39 protein-coding genes and 1 pseudogene are annotated in these 20,852 nt (G+C 62.8%); 14 read left to right on the plus strand and 26 right to left on the minus strand.

Annotation, left to right across the window (positions count from 1 at the left end):
• Positions 1-18: 18 nt before the first annotated feature.
• The 25 genes and pseudogenes from SIDU_RS06130 to SIDU_RS06230 form a co-directional block, all read right to left on the minus strand.
• Positions 19-417, minus strand: a complete 399-nt coding sequence (locus SIDU_RS06130; protein ID WP_007685898.1) for an efflux RND transporter periplasmic adaptor subunit — start codon at positions 415-417, stop codon at positions 19-21.
• A complete protein-coding gene (locus tag SIDU_RS06135) occupies positions 417-863 on the minus strand; it encodes a Bbp16 family capsid cement protein (RefSeq protein ID WP_007685900.1) in 447 nt (148 codons plus the stop codon). Before SIDU_RS06135 ends, SIDU_RS06130 begins: the two co-directional genes overlap by 1 nt.
• 12 nt (positions 864-875) lie before the next feature.
• Positions 876-1,889, minus strand: a complete 1,014-nt coding sequence (locus SIDU_RS06140; protein ID WP_007685902.1) for a major capsid protein — start codon at positions 1,887-1,889, stop codon at positions 876-878.
• 11 nt (positions 1,890-1,900) lie between these two features.
• Positions 1,901-2,383 (minus strand): hypothetical protein, encoded by a 483-nt coding sequence (locus tag SIDU_RS19030; protein WP_007685903.1) that lies wholly within the window; start codon positions 2,381-2,383, stop codon positions 1,901-1,903.
• A complete protein-coding gene (locus tag SIDU_RS19035; protein WP_007685905.1) occupies positions 2,362-2,691 on the minus strand; it encodes a hypothetical protein in 330 nt (109 codons plus the stop codon). Before SIDU_RS19035 ends, SIDU_RS19030 begins: the two co-directional genes overlap by 22 nt.
• Positions 2,692-2,735: 44 nt before the next feature.
• Positions 2,736-3,050, minus strand: coding sequence for a hypothetical protein (locus tag SIDU_RS06150; RefSeq protein ID WP_007685907.1), 315 nt, complete (start codon positions 3,048-3,050; stop codon positions 2,736-2,738).
• The gene (locus SIDU_RS06155) at positions 3,047-4,693 is read right to left on the minus strand and encodes a portal protein (protein ID WP_233431874.1); all 1,647 of its coding nucleotides are present in this window, start codon (positions 4,691-4,693) and stop codon (positions 3,047-3,049) included. The genes SIDU_RS06150 and SIDU_RS06155 overlap by 4 nt, the downstream gene beginning before the upstream one ends.
• On the minus strand, positions 4,693-4,839 hold the full coding sequence (locus SIDU_RS19775) for a hypothetical protein (RefSeq protein ID WP_167369506.1): 147 nt from the start codon (positions 4,837-4,839) through the stop codon (positions 4,693-4,695). The genes SIDU_RS06155 and SIDU_RS19775 overlap by 1 nt, the downstream gene beginning before the upstream one ends.
• Positions 4,840-4,954: 115 nt before the next feature.
• Positions 4,955-5,128 (minus strand): hypothetical protein, encoded by a 174-nt coding sequence (locus SIDU_RS19625; protein WP_158514622.1) that lies wholly within the window; start codon positions 5,126-5,128, stop codon positions 4,955-4,957.
• Positions 5,128-6,522, minus strand: a complete 1,395-nt coding sequence (locus SIDU_RS06165) for a terminase (protein ID WP_233431875.1) — start codon at positions 6,520-6,522, stop codon at positions 5,128-5,130. Before SIDU_RS06165 ends, SIDU_RS19625 begins: the two co-directional genes overlap by 1 nt.
• An 88-nt stretch (positions 6,523-6,610) precedes the next feature.
• Complete coding sequence (locus SIDU_RS06170) at positions 6,611-7,321, minus strand: terminase small subunit (RefSeq protein ID WP_007685914.1); 711 nt, start codon at positions 7,319-7,321, stop codon at positions 6,611-6,613.
• Entirely contained in the window at positions 7,314-7,715 is a 402-nt protein-coding gene (locus SIDU_RS06175; RefSeq protein ID WP_144240395.1) for a helix-turn-helix domain-containing protein, read from the minus strand. Before SIDU_RS06175 ends, SIDU_RS06170 begins: the two co-directional genes overlap by 8 nt.
• Positions 7,716-7,967: 252 nt before the next feature.
• Positions 7,968-8,684 carry a hypothetical protein gene (locus SIDU_RS06180; RefSeq protein WP_007685919.1) on the minus strand — a complete coding sequence of 239 codons (717 nt, stop codon included), beginning with the start codon at positions 8,682-8,684 and terminating at the stop codon, positions 7,968-7,970.
• A complete protein-coding gene (locus SIDU_RS19250) occupies positions 8,596-9,273 on the minus strand; it encodes a hypothetical protein (protein WP_007685920.1) in 678 nt (225 codons plus the stop codon). The genes SIDU_RS06180 and SIDU_RS19250 overlap by 89 nt, the downstream gene beginning before the upstream one ends.
• Positions 9,274-9,353: 80 nt before the next feature.
• Positions 9,354-9,704, minus strand: a complete 351-nt coding sequence (locus tag SIDU_RS06190) for a hypothetical protein (RefSeq protein ID WP_007685922.1) — start codon at positions 9,702-9,704, stop codon at positions 9,354-9,356.
• A 55-nt stretch (positions 9,705-9,759) separates the two neighbouring features.
• Positions 9,760-9,996: a hypothetical protein gene (locus tag SIDU_RS06195; RefSeq protein ID WP_007685924.1), complete on the minus strand. Its 237-nt coding sequence runs from the start codon at positions 9,994-9,996 to the stop codon at positions 9,760-9,762.
• Positions 9,997-10,152: 156 nt separating this feature from the next.
• On the minus strand, positions 10,153-11,103 hold the full coding sequence (locus SIDU_RS06200; RefSeq protein WP_233431876.1) for an AAA family ATPase: 951 nt from the start codon (positions 11,101-11,103) through the stop codon (positions 10,153-10,155).
• A gap of 353 nt (positions 11,104-11,456) precedes the next feature.
• Positions 11,457-11,693 (minus strand): annotated as a pseudogene (locus tag SIDU_RS19970) (DUF2312 domain-containing protein); the annotation flags it as partial.
• The gene (locus SIDU_RS20210) at positions 11,694-11,828 is read right to left on the minus strand and encodes a hypothetical protein (protein ID WP_257787148.1); all 135 of its coding nucleotides are present in this window, start codon (positions 11,826-11,828) and stop codon (positions 11,694-11,696) included. It abuts the pseudogene before it with no gap.
• Positions 11,825-12,430, minus strand: coding sequence for a GIY-YIG nuclease family protein (locus SIDU_RS06210; protein WP_007685929.1), 606 nt, complete (start codon positions 12,428-12,430; stop codon positions 11,825-11,827). Before SIDU_RS06210 ends, SIDU_RS20210 begins: the two co-directional genes overlap by 4 nt.
• A complete protein-coding gene (locus SIDU_RS06215; RefSeq protein ID WP_007685931.1) occupies positions 12,430-12,879 on the minus strand; it encodes a hypothetical protein in 450 nt (149 codons plus the stop codon). Before SIDU_RS06215 ends, SIDU_RS06210 begins: the two co-directional genes overlap by 1 nt.
• Positions 12,880-13,041 (minus strand): hypothetical protein, encoded by a 162-nt coding sequence (locus SIDU_RS19630; RefSeq protein WP_158514623.1) that lies wholly within the window; start codon positions 13,039-13,041, stop codon positions 12,880-12,882.
• The gene (locus SIDU_RS06220) at positions 13,041-13,328 is read right to left on the minus strand and encodes a hypothetical protein (protein ID WP_007685932.1); all 288 of its coding nucleotides are present in this window, start codon (positions 13,326-13,328) and stop codon (positions 13,041-13,043) included. The genes SIDU_RS19630 and SIDU_RS06220 overlap by 1 nt, the downstream gene beginning before the upstream one ends.
• Positions 13,315-13,593 carry a hypothetical protein gene (locus SIDU_RS06225; protein WP_007685934.1) on the minus strand — a complete coding sequence of 93 codons (279 nt, stop codon included), beginning with the start codon at positions 13,591-13,593 and terminating at the stop codon, positions 13,315-13,317. The genes SIDU_RS06220 and SIDU_RS06225 overlap by 14 nt, the downstream gene beginning before the upstream one ends.
• On the minus strand, positions 13,590-13,811 hold the full coding sequence (locus tag SIDU_RS06230) for a hypothetical protein (protein ID WP_007685935.1): 222 nt from the start codon (positions 13,809-13,811) through the stop codon (positions 13,590-13,592). Before SIDU_RS06230 ends, SIDU_RS06225 begins: the two co-directional genes overlap by 4 nt.
• A 47-nt stretch (positions 13,812-13,858) precedes the next feature.
• Here SIDU_RS06230 and SIDU_RS06235 point away from each other — a divergent pair, with 47 nt between their 5' ends.
• The 11 genes from SIDU_RS06235 to SIDU_RS06280 all read left to right on the plus strand — a co-directional run bounded on the left by SIDU_RS06235 (position 13,859) and on the right by SIDU_RS06280 (position 19,228).
• The gene (locus SIDU_RS06235; RefSeq protein WP_084191188.1) at positions 13,859-14,614 is read left to right on the plus strand and encodes a S24 family peptidase; all 756 of its coding nucleotides are present in this window, start codon (positions 13,859-13,861) and stop codon (positions 14,612-14,614) included.
• Between the two features lie 7 nt (positions 14,615-14,621).
• A complete protein-coding gene (locus SIDU_RS06240) occupies positions 14,622-15,023 on the plus strand; it encodes a hypothetical protein (protein ID WP_007685939.1) in 402 nt (133 codons plus the stop codon).
• 120 nt (positions 15,024-15,143) lie between these two features.
• A complete protein-coding gene (locus SIDU_RS06245; protein ID WP_007685940.1) occupies positions 15,144-15,359 on the plus strand; it encodes a hypothetical protein in 216 nt (71 codons plus the stop codon).
• An 8-nt stretch (positions 15,360-15,367) separates the two neighbouring features.
• A complete protein-coding gene (locus tag SIDU_RS06250; RefSeq protein ID WP_158514624.1) occupies positions 15,368-15,718 on the plus strand; it encodes a hypothetical protein in 351 nt (116 codons plus the stop codon).
• Positions 15,715-16,098, plus strand: a complete 384-nt coding sequence (locus SIDU_RS06255) for a hypothetical protein (RefSeq protein ID WP_007685944.1) — start codon at positions 15,715-15,717, stop codon at positions 16,096-16,098. The genes SIDU_RS06250 and SIDU_RS06255 overlap by 4 nt, the downstream gene beginning before the upstream one ends.
• 10 nt (positions 16,099-16,108) lie before the next feature.
• Positions 16,109-16,867 (plus strand): hypothetical protein, encoded by a 759-nt coding sequence (locus SIDU_RS06260; RefSeq protein ID WP_007685946.1) that lies wholly within the window; start codon positions 16,109-16,111, stop codon positions 16,865-16,867.
• A gap of 12 nt (positions 16,868-16,879) precedes the next feature.
• Complete coding sequence (locus tag SIDU_RS06265; RefSeq protein ID WP_007685947.1) at positions 16,880-17,122, plus strand: hypothetical protein; 243 nt, start codon at positions 16,880-16,882, stop codon at positions 17,120-17,122.
• A 20-nt stretch (positions 17,123-17,142) separates the two neighbouring features.
• Positions 17,143-18,315 carry a recombinase RecT gene (locus tag SIDU_RS06270; RefSeq protein WP_007685949.1) on the plus strand — a complete coding sequence of 391 codons (1,173 nt, stop codon included), beginning with the start codon at positions 17,143-17,145 and terminating at the stop codon, positions 18,313-18,315.
• Entirely contained in the window at positions 18,312-18,773 is a 462-nt protein-coding gene (locus SIDU_RS06275; RefSeq protein WP_007685953.1) for a hypothetical protein, read from the plus strand. Before SIDU_RS06270 ends, SIDU_RS06275 begins: the two co-directional genes overlap by 4 nt.
• 52 nt (positions 18,774-18,825) lie before the next feature.
• Entirely contained in the window at positions 18,826-18,978 is a 153-nt protein-coding gene (locus SIDU_RS19635; RefSeq protein ID WP_158514625.1) for a hypothetical protein, read from the plus strand.
• Positions 18,971-19,228 carry a DnaJ-like cysteine-rich domain-containing protein gene (locus SIDU_RS06280; protein WP_007685955.1) on the plus strand — a complete coding sequence of 86 codons (258 nt, stop codon included), beginning with the start codon at positions 18,971-18,973 and terminating at the stop codon, positions 19,226-19,228. The genes SIDU_RS19635 and SIDU_RS06280 overlap by 8 nt, the downstream gene beginning before the upstream one ends.
• Positions 19,229-19,230: 2 nt before the next feature.
• Here SIDU_RS06280 and SIDU_RS06285 read toward each other — a convergent pair whose 3' ends face one another.
• Complete coding sequence (locus SIDU_RS06285) at positions 19,231-19,503, minus strand: hypothetical protein (RefSeq protein WP_007685957.1); 273 nt, start codon at positions 19,501-19,503, stop codon at positions 19,231-19,233.
• On the opposite strand from SIDU_RS06285, the gene SIDU_RS06290 reads away from it, so the two are divergent.
• The 3 genes from SIDU_RS06290 to SIDU_RS06300 are packed head-to-tail and all read left to right on the plus strand — an operon-like array spanning position 19,502 to position 20,815.
• Positions 19,502-20,173 (plus strand): hypothetical protein, encoded by a 672-nt coding sequence (locus tag SIDU_RS06290; RefSeq protein WP_007685958.1) that lies wholly within the window; start codon positions 19,502-19,504, stop codon positions 20,171-20,173. The genes SIDU_RS06285 and SIDU_RS06290 overlap by 2 nt on opposite strands.
• Positions 20,166-20,459: a DUF5131 family protein gene (locus SIDU_RS06295; protein WP_007685961.1), complete on the plus strand. Its 294-nt coding sequence runs from the start codon at positions 20,166-20,168 to the stop codon at positions 20,457-20,459. Before SIDU_RS06290 ends, SIDU_RS06295 begins: the two co-directional genes overlap by 8 nt.
• Positions 20,459-20,815 carry a hypothetical protein gene (locus SIDU_RS06300; RefSeq protein ID WP_007685964.1) on the plus strand — a complete coding sequence of 119 codons (357 nt, stop codon included), beginning with the start codon at positions 20,459-20,461 and terminating at the stop codon, positions 20,813-20,815. Before SIDU_RS06295 ends, SIDU_RS06300 begins: the two co-directional genes overlap by 1 nt.
• The last annotated feature ends 37 nt before the right edge of the window (positions 20,816-20,852 follow it).

A 20,852-nucleotide genomic window follows, 5' to 3' on the forward strand; every position in this document is an offset into this window, starting at 1 on the left:
AGCCCCCCGCCACCCCTATTACTTCTTGGCCGCTGTCTTGGCGGAGCCGCCGGGCTGGCCGTCGCCGTCGTGGTCGAAAGCCGCGATCTTGGACTGGAGATCCGTGATCGTGGCCTGCGCGGTCGAGAGGTCCGACTTCAACTGGTCAGCTTCGGCACGTGCATCGTCCCGCGCCTTTTCAGCACCTTCCGCACGGGCCTGCGCGGTCGAGAGGTCCGACTTCAGTTCGTCAATCTGCGCCTGCAACGGATCAGCCTTCGGCTCCGGCTCGGGATCTTCGATCTCGTTGCCGTCCTTGTCGAGCAGGGCCATCCACTTGCCCTTGGGCGCCGCGGTCGTGAAGGTTTCCCCTTCCTCGATCATGCGATCGTCGACATAGCCGCGTTCGCGAGCGCGATAGGTCTTCAATTCAGCCATTACTGACCTCCTACAAAGTTGGTCTGGCGAGCAGCTACGACGCCGGCGGTGATCTTGCCGGTGGTCGGGGCGGTGCCAGTGATGTCGTAATACAGCCGCAGATAGCGCTCATTCGCGCCCTGCGGGATGTAGTCGGGGAAGTCGATCTGCTTGCCGGCCGTGAGGTCAGCGAGCGCGATGACAGCGGAGCGAGCGACCGTCTTGGGAGATGAGAAGCCGCTATTGTCATCGACCTGCAACGAGATTTCGATGCTGGTCAGGTTGTTGAACGCCTCGACCACGGAGATCGACAGGGGGATTTTGCACCCCTTGCCAATGTCGCGGACGAGGGCGGCCGACGCGCCGAAGGGCGTGCCGGTGGCGCCCAGATCGATGGTGTTGGTCGAACCGGCATCGGCCGTGATCGCCTGGGCATCGCTGAACAGCAGCGTGTTGTCGAAAATCATCGCGATACCTCCTTATGCAACGAGGGTTTCGGTGTTGAGCAGCGCATCCGTCTCGCGGATCGGGATGCCCCGCCACGACTGGACTTCCTCGCCCTGGATCTCCATCGGCTTCAGCCGGACGAAGTTGTCGGTGCCCGCGGCGTTGGTGCCTTCGGCATCGAGCGCTTCCAGCAGCGTCTTGTTCATATAGATGACGGTGTTGCCGGGGTTGAACTGGCCCGGCATGTCGATCTGATACGAACGGCGGCCCTGGAGGCGATAGTAGGCCTTGCGCAGAAGCGGGTTGACCTTCGTGGTGCCAGCAATGACATCGGACACGTCGATGTTCGCGACGCGTGCATTGTAGCGCCAGTCCTTCACGCCGATGCCAAGGTGCTGGCTGAACTTCTCTTCCTTCACGTAGAAGGGGTTGCCGTTCCCATCCAGCACGCGCTGACGGCCCATATCCTCGCGCTGGATGCCTGCCTTGATGTTCTCCGGAACAAGCACGCTCGTCTGCTGGTCGCCGTGGGTAACGACCCAGATGGACGTGTTATCGGAGCCGGCGCCGCCGCCCGCAACGACATTGGGGTTCGACAGCGAGTTGTAGCGCGGCGCCAGGCCGTGGAACTGCTTGCCGTTGATATTCACGTTGGAATACCAGATCGCGCTTTCGACCGCCTGCGAAATTGCCTCGAAGAAGGCGTTGGCTTCCGACATCCGGACCGCCGCGGCCTTGTCGCCGTAGAGGGCCAGCAAACGCTCGTCGACAGGCGAGAGACCTTCGACGAAGCCGGTCGTGTCTTCCACTTCAGCGGTGGTCGACTTGCCCTGCGCGATGCCCTGATAGAGCGCGCCCCACGACACTGCAGGCAGGCCGGTGCGGATCAGGGACTTGTGTTTGGTCCCCTGGTTGCAGGTCAGGACGTTGGCGTCCTTCATGAACGGATTGAGACGAGCAAGCGCCTCGACGATGCCATAGAGCGGCTCGTCGGCTCGCTTCATCATATCAATCAGCTGCAGATACGTGTTGCCCAAAATGGCCATATCTTCACTCCTTAATCATTGGGATACAGCCGCTTTTCGAGCGGCACGTCGACCTTCGCCCCCGCATCGGCGCGCACGAAGTCACCATCCTCGCCAATGCGTGCCCCGAGGCCCGCGAAGATGCGGATGAACTCGGGGTGATTGCCGAAGCCGGTTTCGTTAAGGGCCTGCCGAAACGGCGACCCTTCGGGATGGCCGAGCGCGTCCAGCGCCTTCGCGGCGTTGTGCAAGCTGCCATCCCAGTTATTTCCGCCGATTTCAGCGTCGGCCTTTGCCTCGTCCAGCCAGGCCTTGCGCTGCTGGTTGCCGGCATCGATCATGCCCTGGACGGTCGCGTCGCGCGTCTTGTCCATCAGGCTCTTGGCGACCGGCAGGATGGTGTTGGCCTGGTCGTTCGACAGGCCCAGTTCCTTGAAGACTGGCGTTGCTTCGGCAAGCAGATCCTGATCGATCGCCATGCCGTCCGGGGCGGTCAGTTCGTAGGCTTCCGGCACGACATGTTGGGCGGCGCCATCGGCTTCACTGCCTTCACCATCCTTCTTGCCTGCGCCACCAAGAGCAGTGCCGTCATCATCGCCAGCAGCCGCTGCACCCTGATCGGCGCCACTCCCTGCGCCATCATCAGAGGCAGCGGCGCCCGCGCCATCACCCCCGGCGGAACCATCTGCGCCAGATGCAGCAGCTGCGGCGTCAGCCGCGCCTGCATCGCCCGCGCCATCAGCGGAATCGCCCGACGCGCCGGCATCAGCACCGCCGCCGGTCCCGGCATCATGGTCAGGCGCGCGCAGGAATCGGCCGGCACGGCGCTCCATCGCCGTCATGGCGACGCCAGCCAGCAGGCTATGCCTATTCGGAAACTTCAGAATACCGGTCACGCGCATTGGGTTTCTCCTTGAGAGGCTGGTCGACTTCCTCGCGCAGCGCTGCGATGAGCGTCATGATGCTATGGGGATGGCGCAGAGGAGCGGGCTGGCCCGCGTCCACGTCGCGAAGAATGTCAAATCCGAGGCTTCTCCGCCCCTCGCTGAATGCGAGATCGCGACCGTCGCGCCCATTGCTGGAGATAGCCAAAATCCCGGCCTGTTGAATCGACCGGAACAGGAAACGGCGAAAGGCAGCGCTACCCAGAAGCTCTGCCATATCCTTTTCGTGCTGGGTCATGCGCCACCAAGAAGCGTGTCGAGCATCGGCTGGCCGTTGACGTCGGTTTCGGACAGGAGGCGGGCGGCGTCCGCGCCCTGTTGAACGGCGGGCATCATCTCGGCCATCTTCGCCTGGTTCTGCTGCTGGGCGCGCTGTTGCCGGATCTGCGCGACCTGCTCGGCGGTGCGGATCAGCTTCGGCGGCGTCCCGGCGCGATCGGCATACTCATCGATCATCTCGTCGGTGTTGAGCTTGTCAGCAGCATCCGGGAACGCGCCAGCCAGATTGCCGACAAAGGACGCCGTGCGCTCGATCTGACCGAGGCCGACCATGCGCTGCATCTGGGTCAGGATGGACACGAACTCGACCTTCAGCTCGGTCTCGTTCATCGCATCCGGCACCGGCGGCAGCATTCCGCCGCGCAACTGGATGCCAAAGACGCGATCGATGGCGATGGCCAGCTTCTCATTGTTCACACGCTCGATGGTCGGCCCCAGCTGGGTCAGCTTCTCCTCGTTGCGCGCCGCGATCTCCTCGATATTGCGGGGCTGAATGCCCTGCATATTGGTGATCGCCATGAACAGGTCGGCATAGGAGGTGGAGTCGATCTGCCGGTAACAGCGCTCGATCTCCTGCCCGATGATCTGGGGCGCCTGATACGGGATCTGATACGGCACCATGACGACGTCCTTGTCGACGTCGGCGGCCGAAACGATGTTGCCGGGCTGGCCGGTCAACCGCATCCCGGCCTTCGCGACCTTCTCAGGCTTGACCAGATGATCGATAGCCTCGTTGCGGCGCTTCACCTGCACCTGCAGTTCGCGGATGGTGGCAAGGCCTTCCATTGCGGGCGAGGTGCCGTAGGTATCCGATCCGGTCGTGTCCCAGCGCGGCGCATAGAAGGGCTGGTCATGATAGCCGGACAGGCGAAGAACTGCTTCCTTGCCATCGTCCTCGTCCCAATAGACCGAGCGGTACGGCTTCGAGAACGGATTGCCCTGGCGATAATCCGGGTCCGGTTCCATCGCATGGAAGACGTTGACGATCGCCTCGTAATCCGAGCGATCATAGCGGCTCATGATGTCCTTCCGCACGGCCTTGCCAAAGGACTGGACCGCCTGCCGCACATTCATAGGCGTCCGGCGATAGAGCGTGTCGTTTACCATGGCGTCCGACATGGACACCCAATATTCACCAGCGGTCAGGGCGTGGCAGACCATGCCGAGCGTGCGATGCTCGACCATGACGCAGGCTTCGGTGCCGAACAGGCCGAGTTCATGATAGCCGGTCTTTGCCGCACCATAGAAGTTGGTGGACGCGAAGAAGGCGCCCATGCGCCGTTCGACCTCGGACAGCCAGAACCGGACATCCGGCTCGTCCATCAGGGCTTCGTCATAGGTCGCCAGTTTGAACCAGGGGCGCGACGGCGACGACAGGCCGGACGTCATGCCATTGGCCAGCGTGCGATAGCTGGTGATGGCGTATTCGTCGAACAGCTTGGAATTGCGTAGGCGGCGCGATCGGTTCGTCTCGGAATTGAGGAAGCGCGAACGGGCCGGCTGGCAGAAGCGCGCGATCTCCTTCCAGTCCGGCTCATAGTCCTGCCGGATTTCCTTCATACCCTGAAGCCGGGTCTCACAGTCCTGGCGGATCGAAGCCATCAGCCGAGCGTGTTGGAAGTGGCCGAGGTGTTGGCGCTGCCGAGCGCGCCAGACGGGCTGGTGATGAGGCCCGAGATCATGGCGCGGCGACGACGGCGGGCGTCGCGGTCGCCGGACACATCCGCACCCTGATCGGGCAGCTGCACCGACTGCCGTTCGGGGACAGTCGCGACGTCAGGGGTTGAGGTGCAAATGGTCTGTCTCCCGCTGGATTACGGGAGCAGAATTATGGCTGCGGGCTATTCGGTTGAATCGACGGCTTCAGTCCAGTTCGCTATAGCGGTCATAGCGTGGCGCAGGCGGCGGAGACGGCAGCACCGGGCGCGGATTGGTGCCCCGCTGGAACGCCTGCCGCAACGCCGGTTCGTTCCGCCTGATCCAGTGCCGATCGGAACCGGGATAGGTGCGCATGGCCCACACCCAGAAATCATCCATCAATACAGCTCCTTGTAGCGGTCGTAGCTGCCCGCGTGACCATAGCTTTCGGGGTTGAGGTATCCCGGCACAGCGCGTGGTGCGACAGGCTCGGCGAAGGTGCAGGCCAGCGCATCGGCATCGTCCGGCGACGCGACACCGCGGGCCTTCATGTGATCCTTTTTCTCCAGCTCGATCCGCTGTTCCGCATCATAGCCATATTCGGGGCTGGTGAGATCGTCGGCGAGACCCTGATCCTCGGGGATTGCGCCATACTCCAGCCAAGTCCGCATAGACGTCCACATTTCCGCCCGCTTGTTCTTGGTCTTGACGCGGACATTGTTGGCCCACACAGCATCGCGGCCCTTGCCGCCGAAGTTGACCTCGAAGACTGGCGTCTCCGGCAGAAGCTGGCGCAGGCGATCGATCACACCCGCCCCCATGGCGCCCACATCGACAAAGATCGCGTCGGGATGCTCCTGCTGCGCCTCCAAGGCGATGTCGCCCGCTACGGTCATGGTGTCGGCGCCATACCACCGTTTCCATGGCCGGGACTTCGCATCGCGGCCGCAACGCTTGGCGAGCGTGCTATGGTCATCACCGAAGCGGGCGATGTCGACGCCATAGATCAGCGGGTCGGACCCGATCGACTGCACGGCGCGCTGCTGCGCCGCCTCGACCACATCCATGCCGATGAACTGCATCGACGATGCCGACGGGAATTGTCCAAGGACACGGACCTTCACGATGTCGCTGTCGATGCCGTAGGTATCGACCAGCTCTTGCAGATAGGCTTTGTTCGTGCCCTCGACGGTCCGGCTGTCGATCTGCTTCGTCTTCCAGAGGTTCCGGCTCTTGCCGAAGCAGTCGCGGAATGACCCGGTGTTGAGCGTCGGGTTGCCGAAGGCGAGCCACAGGATCTCGGTATCCTCGTCGGTCAGGGCGCCGAGCGCGACCTCCCAGACCTTCTGGATGATGCCTGATGCCTCGTCGAAAATCAGGACGATTCGCTTGCCCTGGTTGTGCAGGCCCGCGAACGCCTCGGTATTGTTGGCCGACCAAGTCACAAGATCGGTGCGCCACGACTTCGAGCGGTCGCCCATGGTCGACACGATGCTGGTCGCGTTGACCTTGAACCAGTCGTCCGTGACGGCGAGCTGCGCCCACTTCGCCAGTTCCGGCCCGGTCTTTGTCAGCAGCTGGCCCTCAGTGTTGGCGGTGATGACGATGCGGGTGTCGACGCAGGTGTCGAGCGCCCATTTGTTGATCATCGAGATCCCGGCGGATTTGCCGATACCATGCCCGGAAGCGATGCCGATGCGGCAGGGCGTGAAACGCAGCGCCGGGTTGGACAGATGCTCCTCGATCTGGAGGAAGGTTTCTTGCTGCCAGGTGCGAGGGCCGGGCGCGGGCAAAGCCTCGGTCTCCCATGGATAGGCGAACCGGGCATGATCGAGCGGGGAATAGCGGAGCTCGCCGATACGCTGGGCGAGGGCGAGCCGGTCACTGGCGGCCATTGTTCACCCTGGCATTGCCCGCGATGATGGCCGCGGCAAGATCGTCGGTGATATCATGCTCGACCTTGTCCTTGAACATGCCGAGGTGACGGGCGACGTTCTCCAGCGCCTTGCCCTGATCCTGTAGTTTGATCTCGAAGCCCTCCTTCGTGATCTTCGCACCCGCATAGAGCAGGCGAGCAGGCCCTTTCAGATGCCTGGTATCGAGCGCATGGATGTCCTCGCGCCCTTCGCCGGCGCATTTCGGGCAATCAGGGTGCGGGTCCGCCTTCTTGTCGAAGCCATAGCCGCCATCATCGCTGGGCATGTCCTGCGGTCCGGCATCCTCGACCATTGCAGCAGCGGCAACGGCCTTGCGGAATTCGGCGTCATCGATCCACTGATAGCCGAAATCATCACCATGACAGTGCCGGCAGCAGGTGCGGCGGAACTGGATCAACTCGTTGGGATCGGCCGTCGCGATCTCCCACCAACGACGCAGCACCATCTCTTGCGTGATCTGCGTCCGCTCGCTCAATGCCTGTTGCGCAGCGGCTATGGCCCGCTGAACCTTAGCATTTCTGAGTAGGCGCGACGCATTGACCTCCGCCGAATTTCCCTTCGCCACATAACCCGCACGCCGGTAGGCAGCGGTGGCATTGAGATCGACGAGGTATTCTTCGACGAAACGCGCCTGCTTTCCATCCAGCTTAGCCACGGCTCTTTTCGATCTCCCAACCCACAAAAACCAGATCCGCGAGGTACTCCACCGCAGGCTTACCCAGCCGGGCCGCTTCGGTAAAAATCTCAGCCGCGATGTCCGGCCGCCGTGTCTTCACCGCGACCGGAGCAGGCGTCGGGACGTCGCGGGGACGGTCCCGCCAGTGCGGGGCCGTGGACATCGGAGCCGCCGACCACTTCCCGGTTTCAACCAGGCAGACCTGGCGACCACGCTGGAAGGGCTTGTTGATGATGACGCCCATGTCGTGCAGCCGGCGGAACAGTTCCGGCACCGTGCCGCCATTGGCGACGCCGAGGCGCTCCGCGATGTCATCGATCGAGGGGACGGGCAGCGCCGCCTCCGTGCATTCCCGCACGATGCCGACCAGCATCGTTTCCCGTTCCGTCAAAGCCCGACCCGGCTTAGGTTCCCTGATCATTTTCCAATTGTCCCCGCTGCGACCGTGATGATTGTGAAGGCGATGATGGCGAAGCCCGCGACCTGATCCATTAAACCTTTCCCCCGGTGCGGCGCGTGAACTGGCCCATGGTGTCCTTGCCGCAGCCCCAGCAGCGGAGCGGGACCGACTGGCCCTCGTCGGTTTCCCGTGCCCCGCAGAGGCATTCGATCTCACGGACCTGCCTCACGCGGTGCGCCCCTGAAATTCGGCGATGGCGCGTTCAGCGGCTTCGCGTGTCAGGCCAAGAGAAACATAATCCTCAACCGTGATGGCCTTCGGGCCGCGCAGGCGGGTCGGGTCGATGCAGCGCGGCTTGGTGGCCTCCATGCGGCTGATCCCATTTTCCGCCATGATCTCGGCCGCATCTTCTGGTGAGCAGGGTTTGAAAGGCTCCCGCTCCAGCTTCGGCATTTCCGGAGCAAGGATCGCATCCGCAAGCATCCGCAGGCGTCGAACCTTCTGCCTCCGGTCCTCCAGCATGGGATCAGCAATGGCGCGGATGGCTCCGATGCTGGGCAGAAAGCCGCGTTCAGATTTCTTTACCGCCTCATCAATGGCCGGCGAAACGATGTCCTGCGGCAGATCGTCCAGCAGCCGCATGGATTCGTGCAGCCAGGTCGTGGTGCGGTCGGGGTCGCGCTCATTCGACATGAACATCCACAGCGTCGAAAGGCGGTCGCTCAACCACTCGCGATCAGCGGGGCGCAGCGTTGCCTCTGCCTGCTGGGCGAGGCCGGGAACGCGCTGGCGATCGCTGCGGTCCATGCGTTCGAGCGCCGTCGCTGTCGTCCACTCCGTCAGGCTGAACCGGTTATCGGCTAAGGCCGAGGCGATCCCGCGCGGTATGGATAGCTTCGGCGACACCGCTCCGCCCGCCTGAATTGAAATTTCCTGACCCATTTCGATTTTCCCTCAAAACCCTGTCGTGCTGATCGCGGATGCGGTTGTGCCAAACCTTGTCCCAGTCGCTCCGGGCGGCGTCGCGGGTGCGGGCCTCCCAGTAATCGCGGAAGCCCTCCAGCTCCCTCTCCTCCCTCCCGGGGGGCCATTGGGCGACCAGAGCGGCGACGGTGGCGGGGAGGGGGCCGGGATGCCAATTCGCCGGAATGCGATGTCCCTTTTCGGACGCGCGCGGCATCACCACTGAGGTATCTTTAGATACCGAAGTATATTCTTTCCCTTCTTCTTGTGTGTCCCGCGACTGTCCCGCGACTGTCCCGCCATCTTGGTCCGAACTGTCCCGAGCATCCTGATAAACGTCGTAATTACAGATGGTTATGGTGCATCCAGACTGTCCTGCGACTGTCCCGATCATTTCATGATCTTCGAGACGCTCAAGGAAGCGGGCGACCTTGTTTTTACCCCAGCTCCAAGCCTCTCCGAGATTGCGCAGAGAGGTGTGAAATTGCCCACGATCGAGCTGTACCCGTTCACCTTTGGCATTGCGGCGGACGCACGGTTTCCATGCAGCTTTCTCGATCAGCCACACCCATGCCTCCCGTTCCGTCATCGGCTCATCACCGAAGACTTCACAGTCGCGCCAGCCACGATGAAGGCGAATCCAGCCTGTCACCCGGCAACCACCTCGATCACGACCTTGCCGCCCTTCACACGGTCGCCGAAACGGATCTCCGGTTCCCCGAAATGGCGATCGTCGACGCCCAGCGCCCAGGCGATCCCATCCTGATAGGCCTTCAGGCTGGCCCCGGCATTGTCCTTGTCGGGCGCCGGGCCTGCGGGCTTCGGATGGAAGGTGGCGATCAGACGCAGCTGCTCACCGGCCGGCGCGTGTTTGCGCTCGGCTAGGGCGGCGGCCCGCGCCCAGCCCTTATGCTTCTTCGCGGCACTGTGCCTGCGCATGTGATGCCCGCGGCCATTGGGCCACAGGATCTTGGCAGGGAAGGGGAGTTCGATTTTCATATAGCACCCGCTGAATTCATGCTCGGGGCGGCCAAGGGACCACCCTCCGCGGAACTCAGTTGACGTTGGCGCGGACGGCAGCGTCCTTGGCTTCCAGCAGCTTGCGGAGAGCGACGGTGCGTTCGGGATTGCGAGGAAGCGTCTCGACCATGTGGCGCGCGAGATCGCAGAAGGGCTTGCTCGCGCCCTGAAGGACGGCTGGCAGGTGCGAATAGTGGAAATAGCGCAAGATCGGATCGGCGCCGATCTGGTCGGCCGAGAATTCCGCGGGTGCGGGATGGATGTCGCTCATGATATTCTCCTCAAAAATGTGCGTCGGTGGTCACGATTTGCGGCTGAACGCCTATCCCCCTGATCGAACCGCTTGGCCCCTTGCGGGACATCGTGTCCTTGTTTGGTCCCGGGCCGACGCAGGCGTCCGGGCAGTCTATCGACCGGGGGTAGCTGGTTAGGTGGCTCCCATTTCTGGCGGCCACGGAAGATTGGCGGCATCGCGAAGGACGGTGCGACGCTCGCCCCACAATTTCGGCTCCGGCATCCCCTCCGATGCGGATGCCGAGGCGGCGAACCGGTCGAGGATGGAGGGCAGATCGGTCGGAAGCTTCATGCGCGGGCCGAGAACAAGAGACCGCTTGATCGCCTCGCAGCCCTCCCGGATCAGGGCAGGCGATGCGTCAGTGAAGGCATCCGCAATGCCGGCGACGGTGTCGTCGTCGACTTCGAACGGGGCGAGGTAGAGGCGGACGATAGCGAACCGCTCTGCCGTGCCGGGCAGGCCGATCTCGATCTGAAGCTGGAAGCGCCGCCAGACGGCCGGATCAATGTCCTTCGTGACATTGGTGGCAGCAAAGAGAAGGCCGTCATAACGGTCGAACTCCTGGAGGAGCGCGATGGTGATGTTGCTGCGCTCATTGTCCGCGCCTTCGCTATTCAGCGCGTCGCGACGCTTCGCCAGTGCGTCGAACTCGTCGAAGAACAAGGCGACGCCATAGGCATTTCGCCGGGCCGACCGGAACGTTTTCGCCAGATTGTTGCCGGTCTGGCCGAGATATTTCCCAATCATCTCCTGCGACTGGATCACGACCATCGGCACGCCGAGGCGGGCGCAAATGTGGTGCGCCAGCGTCGTCTTACCGCAACCGGGCGGACCGGAGAGAAGGGCGCGGCTGCGGGGCTTCAGGCCAACCGATTGAAGATCCTGCTCGGCGTTCATTTCGAACAGCCACTGATGCAGCGCCGCGCGCACCGGAGCGGTCAAGATCGGTGCTTCAGCATCGCCTGGCATCACGACCAGGCCAAGGTTGCCGAATTCCTTCTCCAGTTCCGAGCGTGCGGAGCCGGGATCGCCGACGAGCTGGTCGAGCGTCGGCGGCTGCATTTCAATTACGCGCCGGCTCATTCATCTTCTCCCGCAGCTTCAGGCGAAGGCCCCTTTTTCTTCGGGGTCGGCTTTAGTGCATCGGGAATGTCCATGCCGTCGGAGCCGAGATGCTGGCACCACGCTTCGTCCCATGCAGCGCGGCGCGCATCGCGGGCGGGAAACGGATTGGAGGTGACGGGCTTGTTCGCCTGTGCTGCCTCCGTGCCCATACGACGGGCGTCTTCGACCGTGGGTTCCGGCGCACGCTCAGCGGCATCTTCCTGATCGGTTGCATCAGGTGCAGCATCATCAGGGCAATGATCCTGTTCTGGCTGATCTTCGGGCTTGGACACGCGCTCCACAGCCCAGCGGCCGAGCGGGGTGCCGTCCAGCATACCCAAGGCCGCCTTGTAAATGTCCAGCATCGCTTCGCGTTCACGGCGCTGCTCGGCAGACATTTTGCGCAGGCGGATAATGTCGCGCATGGTCTTCGTATCGAAGCCCTTGGCCTTATATTCGGCATAGACATCCTTGATGTCGTCCGCGATGCCCTTCTTTTCTTCCTCCAATCGTTCAATGCGCTCGATACCGAGGCGCAGGTCTTCGGAGGCAATGTGCCCACTAGACATTCAGCTTTCCTTTCCATGTGAAGATTTGCGCAGCCCCTTCAGCGACCAGCAATTGCGGCACATGCCGGTCTTCGGCACGCGCTTTGCCGCGAAGGGCTTGCCGCACTGGCATTGCTGAGTGGGCGCGGCGGTCATGCGCGCTGCACCCGGCGGCGGATCAGCTCGTCGAGCGTATCGCGGGCCGCTTCCAGTTCGGGGAGATTGTCGCGGACCGCTATTGCTGCTGCATGGACAATCTCAGGCGCAGCATTTGCGAACGCTGCCAGTTCCGTGATGCTCGCCTCGGCTCCATCGATGATTGCGCGGATGCGCCGGCGGGCGATTCCAGAATGGTGCGACAAGGTTCCGGCGCCATGCTTCTTCACATATGCGCACACGCCCAGCCGAAAGATCGCGGCAAACGCTTGTCCCGAGGCGTCAAGGTCAGCGAGGTTTTCGCGTGCGGCCCCCTCCATGTCGGCCAGTCGGCGCTCGATCTCCGCAGAACTTGCGCTGGCGCATAGGGTTACGAAGGAGATGACCTCGTCGGTAGGGCGCAGCCATTCGCCCCTGTATCGGTGGGCGCGGAATGCGCGATGGATGCGCTGCTCTAAGGCGTGCGATCCATCAATGACCGCCAGAACAACAATCGGGTCAGGGCAGGAGGTCGCAATGGTCGCGATCCGCTTTTCCGGGCGCTTCGAATATCCGACTTTGACCGGGCCGGACGCGCCATGCTGAAGGAAATAGACGCTCATTACGCCACCTTTCCGACGCGATCCTGAAGGCCAGCGGCGGCGAGATGCAGGCCGGGCTTTTCGGTGTGGTCGATGCGCACGCCGGACGGGCTTTCGGGATGACGGGACCGTGCCCAGCGCAGCGCATATTCCAGCGCGGCGATTGCGGCGTCGTCCAGATCGGTTTCCTCTGCCTCCGCATCGGCCACGACCTTGCCACCGGGATCGAGCATCAGGCTGGTCAATTCGTTCGGGATCGCGCGCGACAGCTTCACCAGCGCGGACACCGGCATCGCCGTGCCCTGCGCATAGGAACGCAGCGTGCCGTGGGGAATGCCCGTTTCCAACGAGAGGATTTTGAGGGTCAGGCCATGATTACGCTCGGCCAGACGGAACATCGCCAGCTGACCAGCCTCGACTGCCTGCACAATTTCGCAGGTGCGAGACGAGATGTCGTTACGCTCCGTCATTTACTGAGCATCCTCATGAAGGGGGAAATTTTCAGAGTTGCAGCCGGGCCGACCGTGCAGGGCCGACCCGGCCGCGCTATCGGTGCGACCCGAGGCGATGAACTTGCCAACGATGATCCCGACTGGAATCTGGGCGAGCATCCAAATTGCGAAGGCGAACATCAGGCCCGGCCTCCCTGTGCTACAGGTGCGGCGAAGGGAGATTCGCTGTGTCCATTCCACCACAAACCGATGAGGCGCTTGTCCTTGTCCTCAGCAGCCTTGTTTCCGCACTCGTCGACAATGGCGCGATCAGGGCCGAGCAGCTGGATACCGCCGCAAAGGCTTTCCAGATGCAGAGCGACGCGACGCTGCAAGCCCAGAAGAAGGCCAACACAGCCGAAGCGGCCAGCCTCATGGAGGTTTTTGCCATCGCGGCCCGGAGCAAAGGCGAACTCACCGTTCCGCATCTGCGCCTCGTTCAATCTGACGACGAAGACGGGAATGCTCCGTGACGGCCTCGATGCGGTCACAGGTCGCCCCGGCATAGCTATCGACAATCTCGTCGATGCTTTTATGGCGCGGCGCCTTCGCGTTCATGTCCGCGATCAAGGCGCGCAGCCGCGCCTCCTGCTCCGGGGTGAACGCGGGCACAGCCTTGCGCAGGCGCAGCAGCCCGACCACGAAGCGCGGCCAGAACAGGGGATCGAAGGGGCAGCGGATGCGCGCGGTCATGCGGCTTTCTCGGCAACGCCCGCGCGGTAGCTTGCCATGAAATCAATGATCCGCTGGCCGGTGCGCAGCGTCATCGAACGGTCCCGCCTCAATCCGGTAACCAGATTCCCGTCTCCGACCGCCAAACGGCCGAACGTGGTGGGCGGCAGCGAATGCTCTGCGCAGAATGTCTCAATGCGTTGAAGCATCTCGGCGTCTGTCGGGAGTTTGTGTTCCATAAATCCTACATAGACGGATAAATCCTACTCGTAAAGTTGGAAACGTCATGCTCGAAACTCAAATGCATTTGTGGGAAATATCCAACATGCCAGATAAGGATATTTCCAAAGGACAGCGGCTCTATGACCAGCTGATGGCCCTCAAGCCCGCGAACCTTCCCGCGACCCGCTGGGCGGAGGAGGCGGGGGTGAACCGTGGCTTCTTCACCAATCTCAAAGGAAAGGGTGGCAGCATCCGAAGCGATAATCTGTCGAAGGTTCTCGCGTACATCGGGAAGACCGAGGCGGATCTGGTCGCAATCCAAGAGCGGCCCGCCAGCAATGCCCAGCCGATTGAGTTTGAAGGGGCTTCGCTGGCCCAGGTGAGAAACGACATGCCCGTGTTCGGCACGGCGCTAGGGGCGGAGAAGGTTGTGGACGGGGCGTCTATCGAACAGACAATGCTGAACAGCGCCGAGATTATCGAGTTTCGGAAGCGTCCGCCGATCAGCAACGGTATCGAGCGCGTCTATGGTCTCTACGTGCAGGGCGAATCCATGTACCCCGCACACCGCGACGGCGCCTTCCTGTTCTGTCAGTGGGACAGCCCGCTGCGCTCCGATGACGATGTCGTCGTCTATCTGCGACCGATCGACGATAGCGACGATGGCATGACAGCCCGGTCGGTGCTGGTGAAGCGGCTAGTCAGACGCACAGCGCAATATGTCGAGCTGGAGCAATATCGGCCGGCGAAGGTGTTTCGCATTCCTATGTCCGAGGTGCTGCGGATCGACAAGGTGCTGACCAACGACGATTTCGTGTAGGGGGCCAATGTCGTTTCTGTCGAACATATTTCTCAGCCCAAGCAAGCGACGGCTGCTTAAGGCGATTAGCTGGGGCGATGACGCATTCGCCGAATATATCGCGTGGGGAGATGTCCGGCAGCGTCTGAACGAGGGTTTGCGCCGCCAGTCCGACAGGTCAATCCAGATTGGGCCGCGAGATATCGATGCGGCAAACTCCGTCCTGTTCGCCGCATTCAAGATTTGCTCCGCGCGATGCGCGTCAGGCGAGCACCATATTTATCGCGGCATCCTGTCTGGGGTAGGGAAAGGTTATCTCAATCTAGCACAGGAGATCTTGAACAACCTCGTAGATAACGGCTTCCTTTCGGACGAGGACGCGGAGGAGGAGATGGAATGTCTCCAACTTTCAATCAAAGAGGAAGGATAATTTCCCGAATTTCCAATAAGGTAGGATTTTAGGGTAGGCTAAATCCAACTTATTGTTGACGAGTAGGAATTATCCAACTATCCAGTCTCTCAACGGCACAACGCCGATGGGAGAAACACCGTGGCACAGTCCACCAATCACCAGCCCCGCAGCCTGACGCACGACGATGCGTCTGCCGCTTGGGACGACGCCTACAGCTACAAGGCTGAGGTCGAGGCCCGCGAGGCCGAACGCGCCGCGCCGCATCAGATGCCTGTCATCACCATGGCCGTGCTGCTCGTCTTCTCGGTCGCCATGCTGATCGCGCAGTGCGTGTTCCTGCCGGAGCAGCTGTGATGCCCTCCGTGATCGCTGCACCGAACATCGCCGACGCCATCGCGAAGGCCAACCAGTGGGTTGCGGCCGCGAAGCCGGTGATCCGCGCATGGTTCGCGCTGGATGATATCGCGGGCGACCTGTTCACCGCCGAACAGCGTATCAGGGACGAGGCGCGCGGCCTGCTGCGGAAGCCCCGCGACGAGATGTATCGGATGATCGAGGGAATCCGTGACGATTTCCGCTGCGACCATGTCGTCCATGCGTCCGAGGGCGCTGACGATGCCGAGTGGGATCGCGTCGAAGAATTCAACGACGAGCTGGATCGCGGAATGGTTTCCGTCGCCGCCGCCATCAAGCAGGTCGAGGCCGAGCTATGAGCCGCGCCCGCGTCGATTATTCGGACGGCGGCGACTTCCGCGGCATCGGCTTCGATCCCGACCTGCCGGTTGCTGGCTTCTACCGCTTCCGTATGCGCTCCGGCGGCGCCCTTTGCGGCGTCCGTATCTGGCACGGCGCACCGCACGATCCCGTGACCGGCGAGGAGTTGGATCGCAGCCCGCGATGGCAGGCGCTGGTGAACGACGATCCGGTCGAGATCGAACGGGTTTGGCCGCGCTGTGCCGCCGATCCGATCACTGATGCCGAATACCGCCATTACTGCCGCACCCAGACTTGGGCCCAGCAGCACGCCCCGGACAGCGCCCTCGCTGACCCGCGCCGCAAGGCCGACCCCCTTACCACCCCCCTGTTGTTCTGAAGGAGCCGACATGAACGCTTTTCCTGACATCAAGCCGTTCCCCGCCGCCCAGGCCGCCCCGCCGATGGGGCATAACAATCCGCCGCTGGAGGAACAGGTTGTCATCGACCTGGCCGAGGCGCTGGCGACCGAGGGCATCACGAAGCGCATCTCGGACCTGCTCGGCAGCGCCACTCGCGCGCCGGAGATCACCAGCCGCGAAATCGCGGGCCGCTATGCCGACATGATCAAGCAGATGGTCTCTGCCGGCAAAGCTGTCGAGGGCGAACGCGAAAAGCTGAACCGGCCGCTGCTGACCGCGCAGCGCGCGTTGAAGGGCCGGGCCGACGCTATCGTCGCGCCGCTGCAGGATGCCGAGCGCGCCGCCAGGGCCAAGGTCAAGAAGTTCGACGACGAGGAACTGGCGAAGGAACGCCAGCGCCAGAAGGAAGCCGCTGCCGCTGCAGAGGCCGAGCGTCAGCGCCTCCAGAAGATCGAGGATGATCGCGCCGCTGCCGAGAGCCGCGAGGCCGAGGCCGTGCATGTCGAGCCGGAGCCTGTCGAGGAAGCCGCACCGGCCCCCGTGCAGGGCGACTTCGGCGCCAAGGTTGTCCGCACCACGACGTGGAAACACGAAATCATCAGCGTCCGGCAACTGCCCGACGCCATTCTGAAGCACGCCAAGGTGGTGGAAGCGATCGACAAGGTCATCGCCGCCCAGGTGCGCGGCGGCACGCGCGAGATGAAGGGCGTCCGCATCTTCCCCGAAACCGGCACGACCATCCGCTGAGGAGTAAAGCCCATGTCCCGTCAATATGTCGCCTGCAAATTCCGTCCCGACGACAAGCGCAGCTATACCTATCACAATGACGGCGAGCCTGTTGCCGTTGGTGACGAAGTGAAGATCGCCGGTCGCAGCGATGATGGCTGGCAGCGCGTCCATGTCGTTGCCATCGCTGACGAGATGCCGTCCTTCGAGACCAAGCCCATCCTCGGCAAGGTCGAGCCCGAGGCACCCGCGCTCGATCTCGGCGAAGCCGAATAATTCCACCCGGAGAATATCTGATGAACGCTATCGCCCAGCGCGAGAACGGCGGCGCCGTCCAGCGCATGAACGAAAATCCCTATGACCATCTGCGCTTCCAGCTCTCGAAGCGGGCGGACGAGTTCAAGATGGCGCTGCCGGCGCATATCACGCCGGAGAAGTTCCAGCGCACGATCATGACCGCGGCGCAGTCGAACCCGGACATCCTGAAGGCTGACCGGGCGACCCTGATCACGTCTTGCATGAAGTCGGCGCAGGACGGCCTGCTCCCCGACGGGCGCGAGGCCGCGCTGGTGACGTTCAACACCCGCGTCAAGGACGCCCAGGGCAAATGGACCAGCGTGAAGCAGGTCCAGTATATGCCGATGGTCTATGGACTGCGGAAGAAGATCCTCCAGTCCGGCGAGGTCGCCGACATTCAGACCGCCGTCGTTTATCGCCAGGAGATCGAGGCCGGGCTGTTCATCTATGAGGAGGGCACGGAGCGGATGCTGCGGCACAAGCCCAACCTCGATCCGACGTTCGACCCCAGCGACGACGACATTGCCGCCGCCTATTCGGTGGCGACCTTGAAGGACGGCACCAAGACTTTCGAGGTCATGCCGCGCCGCGACATCAACAAGGTGCGCCAGGCGAGCCAGACCGGCGCGCTTGGCAAGACCGACCGACAGGGCAATCCGATCCCTCCGAAGGGGCCTTGGGTGGACTGGTTCTCGGAGATGGCGCGGAAGACTGTCATGCGCCGCCACTCGAAGACGCTGCCCATGTCGGGCGACATCATCGACATGGAGGCAGTGGACGAGGCTTTGGCGGCGCGGTCGGCCACCTTGGCGATGGCGATCGAACCCGATGCTCCCACGGCCCTTGCTCCGCCGACGCGGGACGAAAGCGGCGAGAATTTCGATCCGGTAACTGGTGAGATCATCGACCAGGGCGGCGATGATGAAGAAACCGCCCGCGAGTTGGACGCAAAGACTGAGGGTTGGCAAGAAGGTGCGGCGGATGAGCAGCGCGGCGAAGCCAATGCGGTAACGCTGGAATCGGCCAAGGCTCAGATCGATGCCTGTGAACTGGTAGCCGACGTCAATGCCAAGGCCAATGCCCTGCTCGGTGAACTGGGCGAGGAAGATGCGGATCTGCTGCGCACCCACGCGATGGATCGCATCGAGACGCTGAAGGCGCCGAAGAAGTGACCGACTGCACCCACCCCCGCAGCCGCGGCGCGAAGCGCTGCAAATCCTGCTCGGCGAAGCACATGGCGACCGATCCCGAGATCCAGCGCCGCCGCCGTGAAGGCATCCGCCGTCACTGCGCCAAACCCGGCACGATTCTCGCCAAGCGCGAAACCCTGCGCCGGACCATGGAGAAGGTGCGGGCCACCCCGGAGCATCAGGAGATGCTTCGGGAGCATGGCAAGCGCCTGGCGCGCGATGTGCTGACCCGGCCCGATGTGGTGGCGAAGACCCTGTCACCGGAGACGAATGCGAAGCGCGCGGCTTCCCTGTCAGCAACCCGGCTGCGGGATATACCTCACGCGATGCGTGACGAATACCGGGTGCTGACCGAGTCCAAGCGCATCCCGGCCGCCGAAGCCAAGCAAATCATCCTCGACCAGTTCAAGCGCCAGATCGGCGCGCGGGCGGCGGGGTAAACCATCCACCAAGGGAACGCCGGGCACCTAACAAGGCCCGGCGTCACAGACGATGACCAGCAATGCAGCCCATTGGCGCCAGGTCCATCTCGCCGGCGACCGCAACCCGCCGATCTTCCTTCCCGATCGCCGCGTCCGCCGCTCTGTCGGAACGGCAACGCTGTTTCGCGAGCGCGGGCGCAAGGAGGCGGTGACCTATGAGTGATCGGCCTGAGATCGAATGCCCGACCTGTGATGGCAACGGCTGGACCGAACAGCGCATGTCGCGGATCGGCGCTGGCCTCTACGAAGTCACCTGCACGGCCTGCAACGGCCATGGCTGGCGCGAGATGACCGACGATGAACTCGACGCCGCAGCCGAGCGCCAGGCCGAGGATGCCGCCAGCGAGCCGCTCGTCACGATGGACGAGATGCACCGCACGGCATGGGTGCAGAAGCAGGAGATGCGCCGGTGATGTCAGCCCTTGATGTCATCTGGGCCAAGGTGAACGATCCCATCGACGGGACGCTTACGCCATGCCTCGTCCTCGATCGTCATCCAGACGTCGAAGAAATATTCGTCGTAGAGAGCTTGGGTGGAGACGTTGATGGTGGCTTCTCCCAGCGACTTCTCGATAGCCGCGCGACTGATCCTGTAGCGCCGCGTCATCCCGTCGAATTGCGGATCGCCGGCCAGCTTCCCCTGCATTTGCAGGGGCATTTCGAATTCAACGCAATCCGAGGTTTCCATGGCTGATCGTCCGATTCTGTTTTCCACGCCGATGGTGCGGGCTTTGCTCGAAGGGCGCAAGACGCAGACGCGGCGCATATGCACCGGCGCTAATGACTTCGGCCTATCCTATGTCGTCGCGCTCGACGACGCGCCGGGTTGGTTCGGCGATGAGGAGGGTGAAGTGCGCTTCTCCGCTGGGTTCAAGCCGGGCGACCGCCTCTATGTCCGCGAGGAATATTATCAGTTCGGCAGTTGGCATGTTGTCGAAGGCGCGCTGACAAAGGGCGGCAAGACGAAATGGGCATTCGACGGTGCCAAGGCGATGGTCGCCTACGATCCGCCCGCCGATTTTCTGGTCAGCCGCGACAAGGCATTTCCGGGTCTGCCCCGTTGGTACAAGCGCTTGGGCCGGTTCATGCCGCGCAGCCTGTCGCGCATGACCCTGACCGTCACGGACGTCCGGGTCGAGCGGTTGCACGACATTAGCGAGGATGACGCACAGGCCGAGGGCGCTGACAAGCTGGTGATGGATGAAAGCGGCGCTTTCTACGCTGGGTTTCCTGAGGGCACGCACAAGTGCGGCTTCGCCGGGATCTGGAGCCGCATCAACGGCGCGGAATCATGGGAGGCGAATCCGTGGATCGTTGCCGTGTCGTTCTCCGTCGAGAAGGGGAATATCGATGGCTGAAAACACGAAAATCGAATGGGCGCACCACACGTTCAATCCGTGGATTGGCTGCACCAAGGTCGGTCCGGGTTGCGACTTCTGCTATGCGGAGGATCTGAGCCGCGCCCGGCTGGGCGTCAAATGGGGACCGGGCGAGCAACGCCGTCATACTGCCGCATCGACATGGAAGATGCCGCGCCGCTGGAACAACCGGGCGGCCAAGCTGGGCATCCGCTATCGTGTCTTCTGCGCTTCATTGCCGACTATGATGACGGCGACAGGGCTGACGCAGGCACGAACCCGCTGATGCAGGCGCACATTGCTGACCTCAGGGCCGCCCTCCGCACCCCGATGTCCGAACTACAGGCGTTGGGGCAGGAGTTTGAGGCGGGGGAGAAGGGCCGGCGCGAGACGCAAGCGGTATGGCGATGCGCCATAGGTGACGCCTGCGCTGCCGTCGATGTCGTCAAGAACCGCTGGTTAACCAGCCGCCGCAAGCATGAGCGTGAAGCTGGCGCCGAACTGTCCAAGCTGGCCGACCTCCTGTGGTCAGTCCGCTCGCCCGCCGCTGGGAACTACGATGAAGCGTCCATCGCAGGCAAGCGACTGATCGGACTTGTTCGCTCCAATCTGATCCCCTCTGCTCCCTCCGGGGAGGGCTGAGAGATGGCGGACCTATACCCAGCGCCCAAGAAATGCC

The organism is Sphingobium indicum B90A (assembly GCF_000264945.2).
Classification (GTDB): domain Bacteria; phylum Pseudomonadota; class Alphaproteobacteria; order Sphingomonadales; family Sphingomonadaceae; genus Sphingobium; species Sphingobium indicum.

Excerpts from the sequence above, each read along its gene's own strand:
- SIDU_RS06130 (WP_007685898.1), bottom strand. The coding sequence starts at position 417 with ATGGCTGAATTGAAGACCTATCGCGCTCGCGAACGCGGCTATGTCGAC.
- SIDU_RS06135 (WP_007685900.1), bottom strand. The coding sequence starts at position 863 with ATGATTTTCGACAACACGCTGCTGTTCAGCGATGCCCAGGCGATCACG.
- SIDU_RS06140 (WP_007685902.1), bottom strand. The coding sequence starts at position 1,889 with ATGGCCATTTTGGGCAACACGTATCTGCAGCTGATTGATATGATGAAG.
- SIDU_RS06150 (WP_007685907.1), bottom strand. The coding sequence starts at position 3,050 with ATGACCCAGCACGAAAAGGATATGGCAGAGCTTCTGGGTAGCGCTGCC.
- SIDU_RS06155 (WP_233431874.1), bottom strand. The coding sequence starts at position 4,693 with ATGGCTTCGATCCGCCAGGACTGTGAGACCCGGCTTCAGGGTATGAAG.
- SIDU_RS19625 (WP_158514622.1), bottom strand. The coding sequence starts at position 5,128 with ATGGATGATTTCTGGGTGTGGGCCATGCGCACCTATCCCGGTTCCGAT.
- SIDU_RS06175 (WP_144240395.1), bottom strand. The coding sequence starts at position 7,715 with ATGCTGGTCGGCATCGTGCGGGAATGCACGGAGGCGGCGCTGCCCGTC.
- SIDU_RS06180 (WP_007685919.1), bottom strand. The coding sequence starts at position 8,684 with ATGGGTCAGGAAATTTCAATTCAGGCGGGCGGAGCGGTGTCGCCGAAG.
- SIDU_RS06190 (WP_007685922.1), bottom strand. The coding sequence starts at position 9,704 with ATGAAAATCGAACTCCCCTTCCCTGCCAAGATCCTGTGGCCCAATGGC.
- SIDU_RS06195 (WP_007685924.1), bottom strand. The coding sequence starts at position 9,996 with ATGAGCGACATCCATCCCGCACCCGCGGAATTCTCGGCCGACCAGATC.
- SIDU_RS06200 (WP_233431876.1), bottom strand. The coding sequence starts at position 11,103 with ATGAGCCGGCGCGTAATTGAAATGCAGCCGCCGACGCTCGACCAGCTC.
- SIDU_RS20210 (WP_257787148.1), bottom strand. The coding sequence starts at position 11,828 with ATGACCGCCGCGCCCACTCAGCAATGCCAGTGCGGCAAGCCCTTCGCG.
- SIDU_RS06210 (WP_007685929.1), bottom strand. The coding sequence starts at position 12,430 with ATGAGCGTCTATTTCCTTCAGCATGGCGCGTCCGGCCCGGTCAAAGTC.
- SIDU_RS06215 (WP_007685931.1), bottom strand. The coding sequence starts at position 12,879 with ATGACGGAGCGTAACGACATCTCGTCTCGCACCTGCGAAATTGTGCAG.
- SIDU_RS19630 (WP_158514623.1), bottom strand. The coding sequence starts at position 13,041 with ATGTTCGCCTTCGCAATTTGGATGCTCGCCCAGATTCCAGTCGGGATC.
- SIDU_RS06220 (WP_007685932.1), bottom strand. The coding sequence starts at position 13,328 with ATGCGGAACGGTGAGTTCGCCTTTGCTCCGGGCCGCGATGGCAAAAAC.
- SIDU_RS06225 (WP_007685934.1), bottom strand. The coding sequence starts at position 13,593 with ATGACCGCGCGCATCCGCTGCCCCTTCGATCCCCTGTTCTGGCCGCGC.
- SIDU_RS06230 (WP_007685935.1), bottom strand. The coding sequence starts at position 13,811 with ATGGAACACAAACTCCCGACAGACGCCGAGATGCTTCAACGCATTGAG.
- SIDU_RS06235 (WP_084191188.1), top strand. The coding sequence starts at position 13,859 with ATGCTCGAAACTCAAATGCATTTGTGGGAAATATCCAACATGCCAGAT.
- SIDU_RS06240 (WP_007685939.1), top strand. The coding sequence starts at position 14,622 with ATGTCGTTTCTGTCGAACATATTTCTCAGCCCAAGCAAGCGACGGCTG.
- SIDU_RS06255 (WP_007685944.1), top strand. The coding sequence starts at position 15,715 with ATGAGCCGCGCCCGCGTCGATTATTCGGACGGCGGCGACTTCCGCGGC.
- SIDU_RS06260 (WP_007685946.1), top strand. The coding sequence starts at position 16,109 with ATGAACGCTTTTCCTGACATCAAGCCGTTCCCCGCCGCCCAGGCCGCC.
- SIDU_RS06265 (WP_007685947.1), top strand. The coding sequence starts at position 16,880 with ATGTCCCGTCAATATGTCGCCTGCAAATTCCGTCCCGACGACAAGCGC.
- SIDU_RS06270 (WP_007685949.1), top strand. The coding sequence starts at position 17,143 with ATGAACGCTATCGCCCAGCGCGAGAACGGCGGCGCCGTCCAGCGCATG.
- SIDU_RS19635 (WP_158514625.1), top strand. The coding sequence starts at position 18,826 with ATGACCAGCAATGCAGCCCATTGGCGCCAGGTCCATCTCGCCGGCGAC.
- SIDU_RS06280 (WP_007685955.1), top strand. The coding sequence starts at position 18,971 with ATGAGTGATCGGCCTGAGATCGAATGCCCGACCTGTGATGGCAACGGC.
- SIDU_RS06290 (WP_007685958.1), top strand. The coding sequence starts at position 19,502 with ATGGCTGATCGTCCGATTCTGTTTTCCACGCCGATGGTGCGGGCTTTG.
- SIDU_RS06285 (WP_007685957.1), bottom strand. The coding sequence starts at position 19,503 with ATGGAAACCTCGGATTGCGTTGAATTCGAAATGCCCCTGCAAATGCAG.
- SIDU_RS06295 (WP_007685961.1), top strand. The coding sequence starts at position 20,166 with ATGGCTGAAAACACGAAAATCGAATGGGCGCACCACACGTTCAATCCG.
- SIDU_RS06300 (WP_007685964.1), top strand. The coding sequence starts at position 20,459 with ATGCAGGCGCACATTGCTGACCTCAGGGCCGCCCTCCGCACCCCGATG.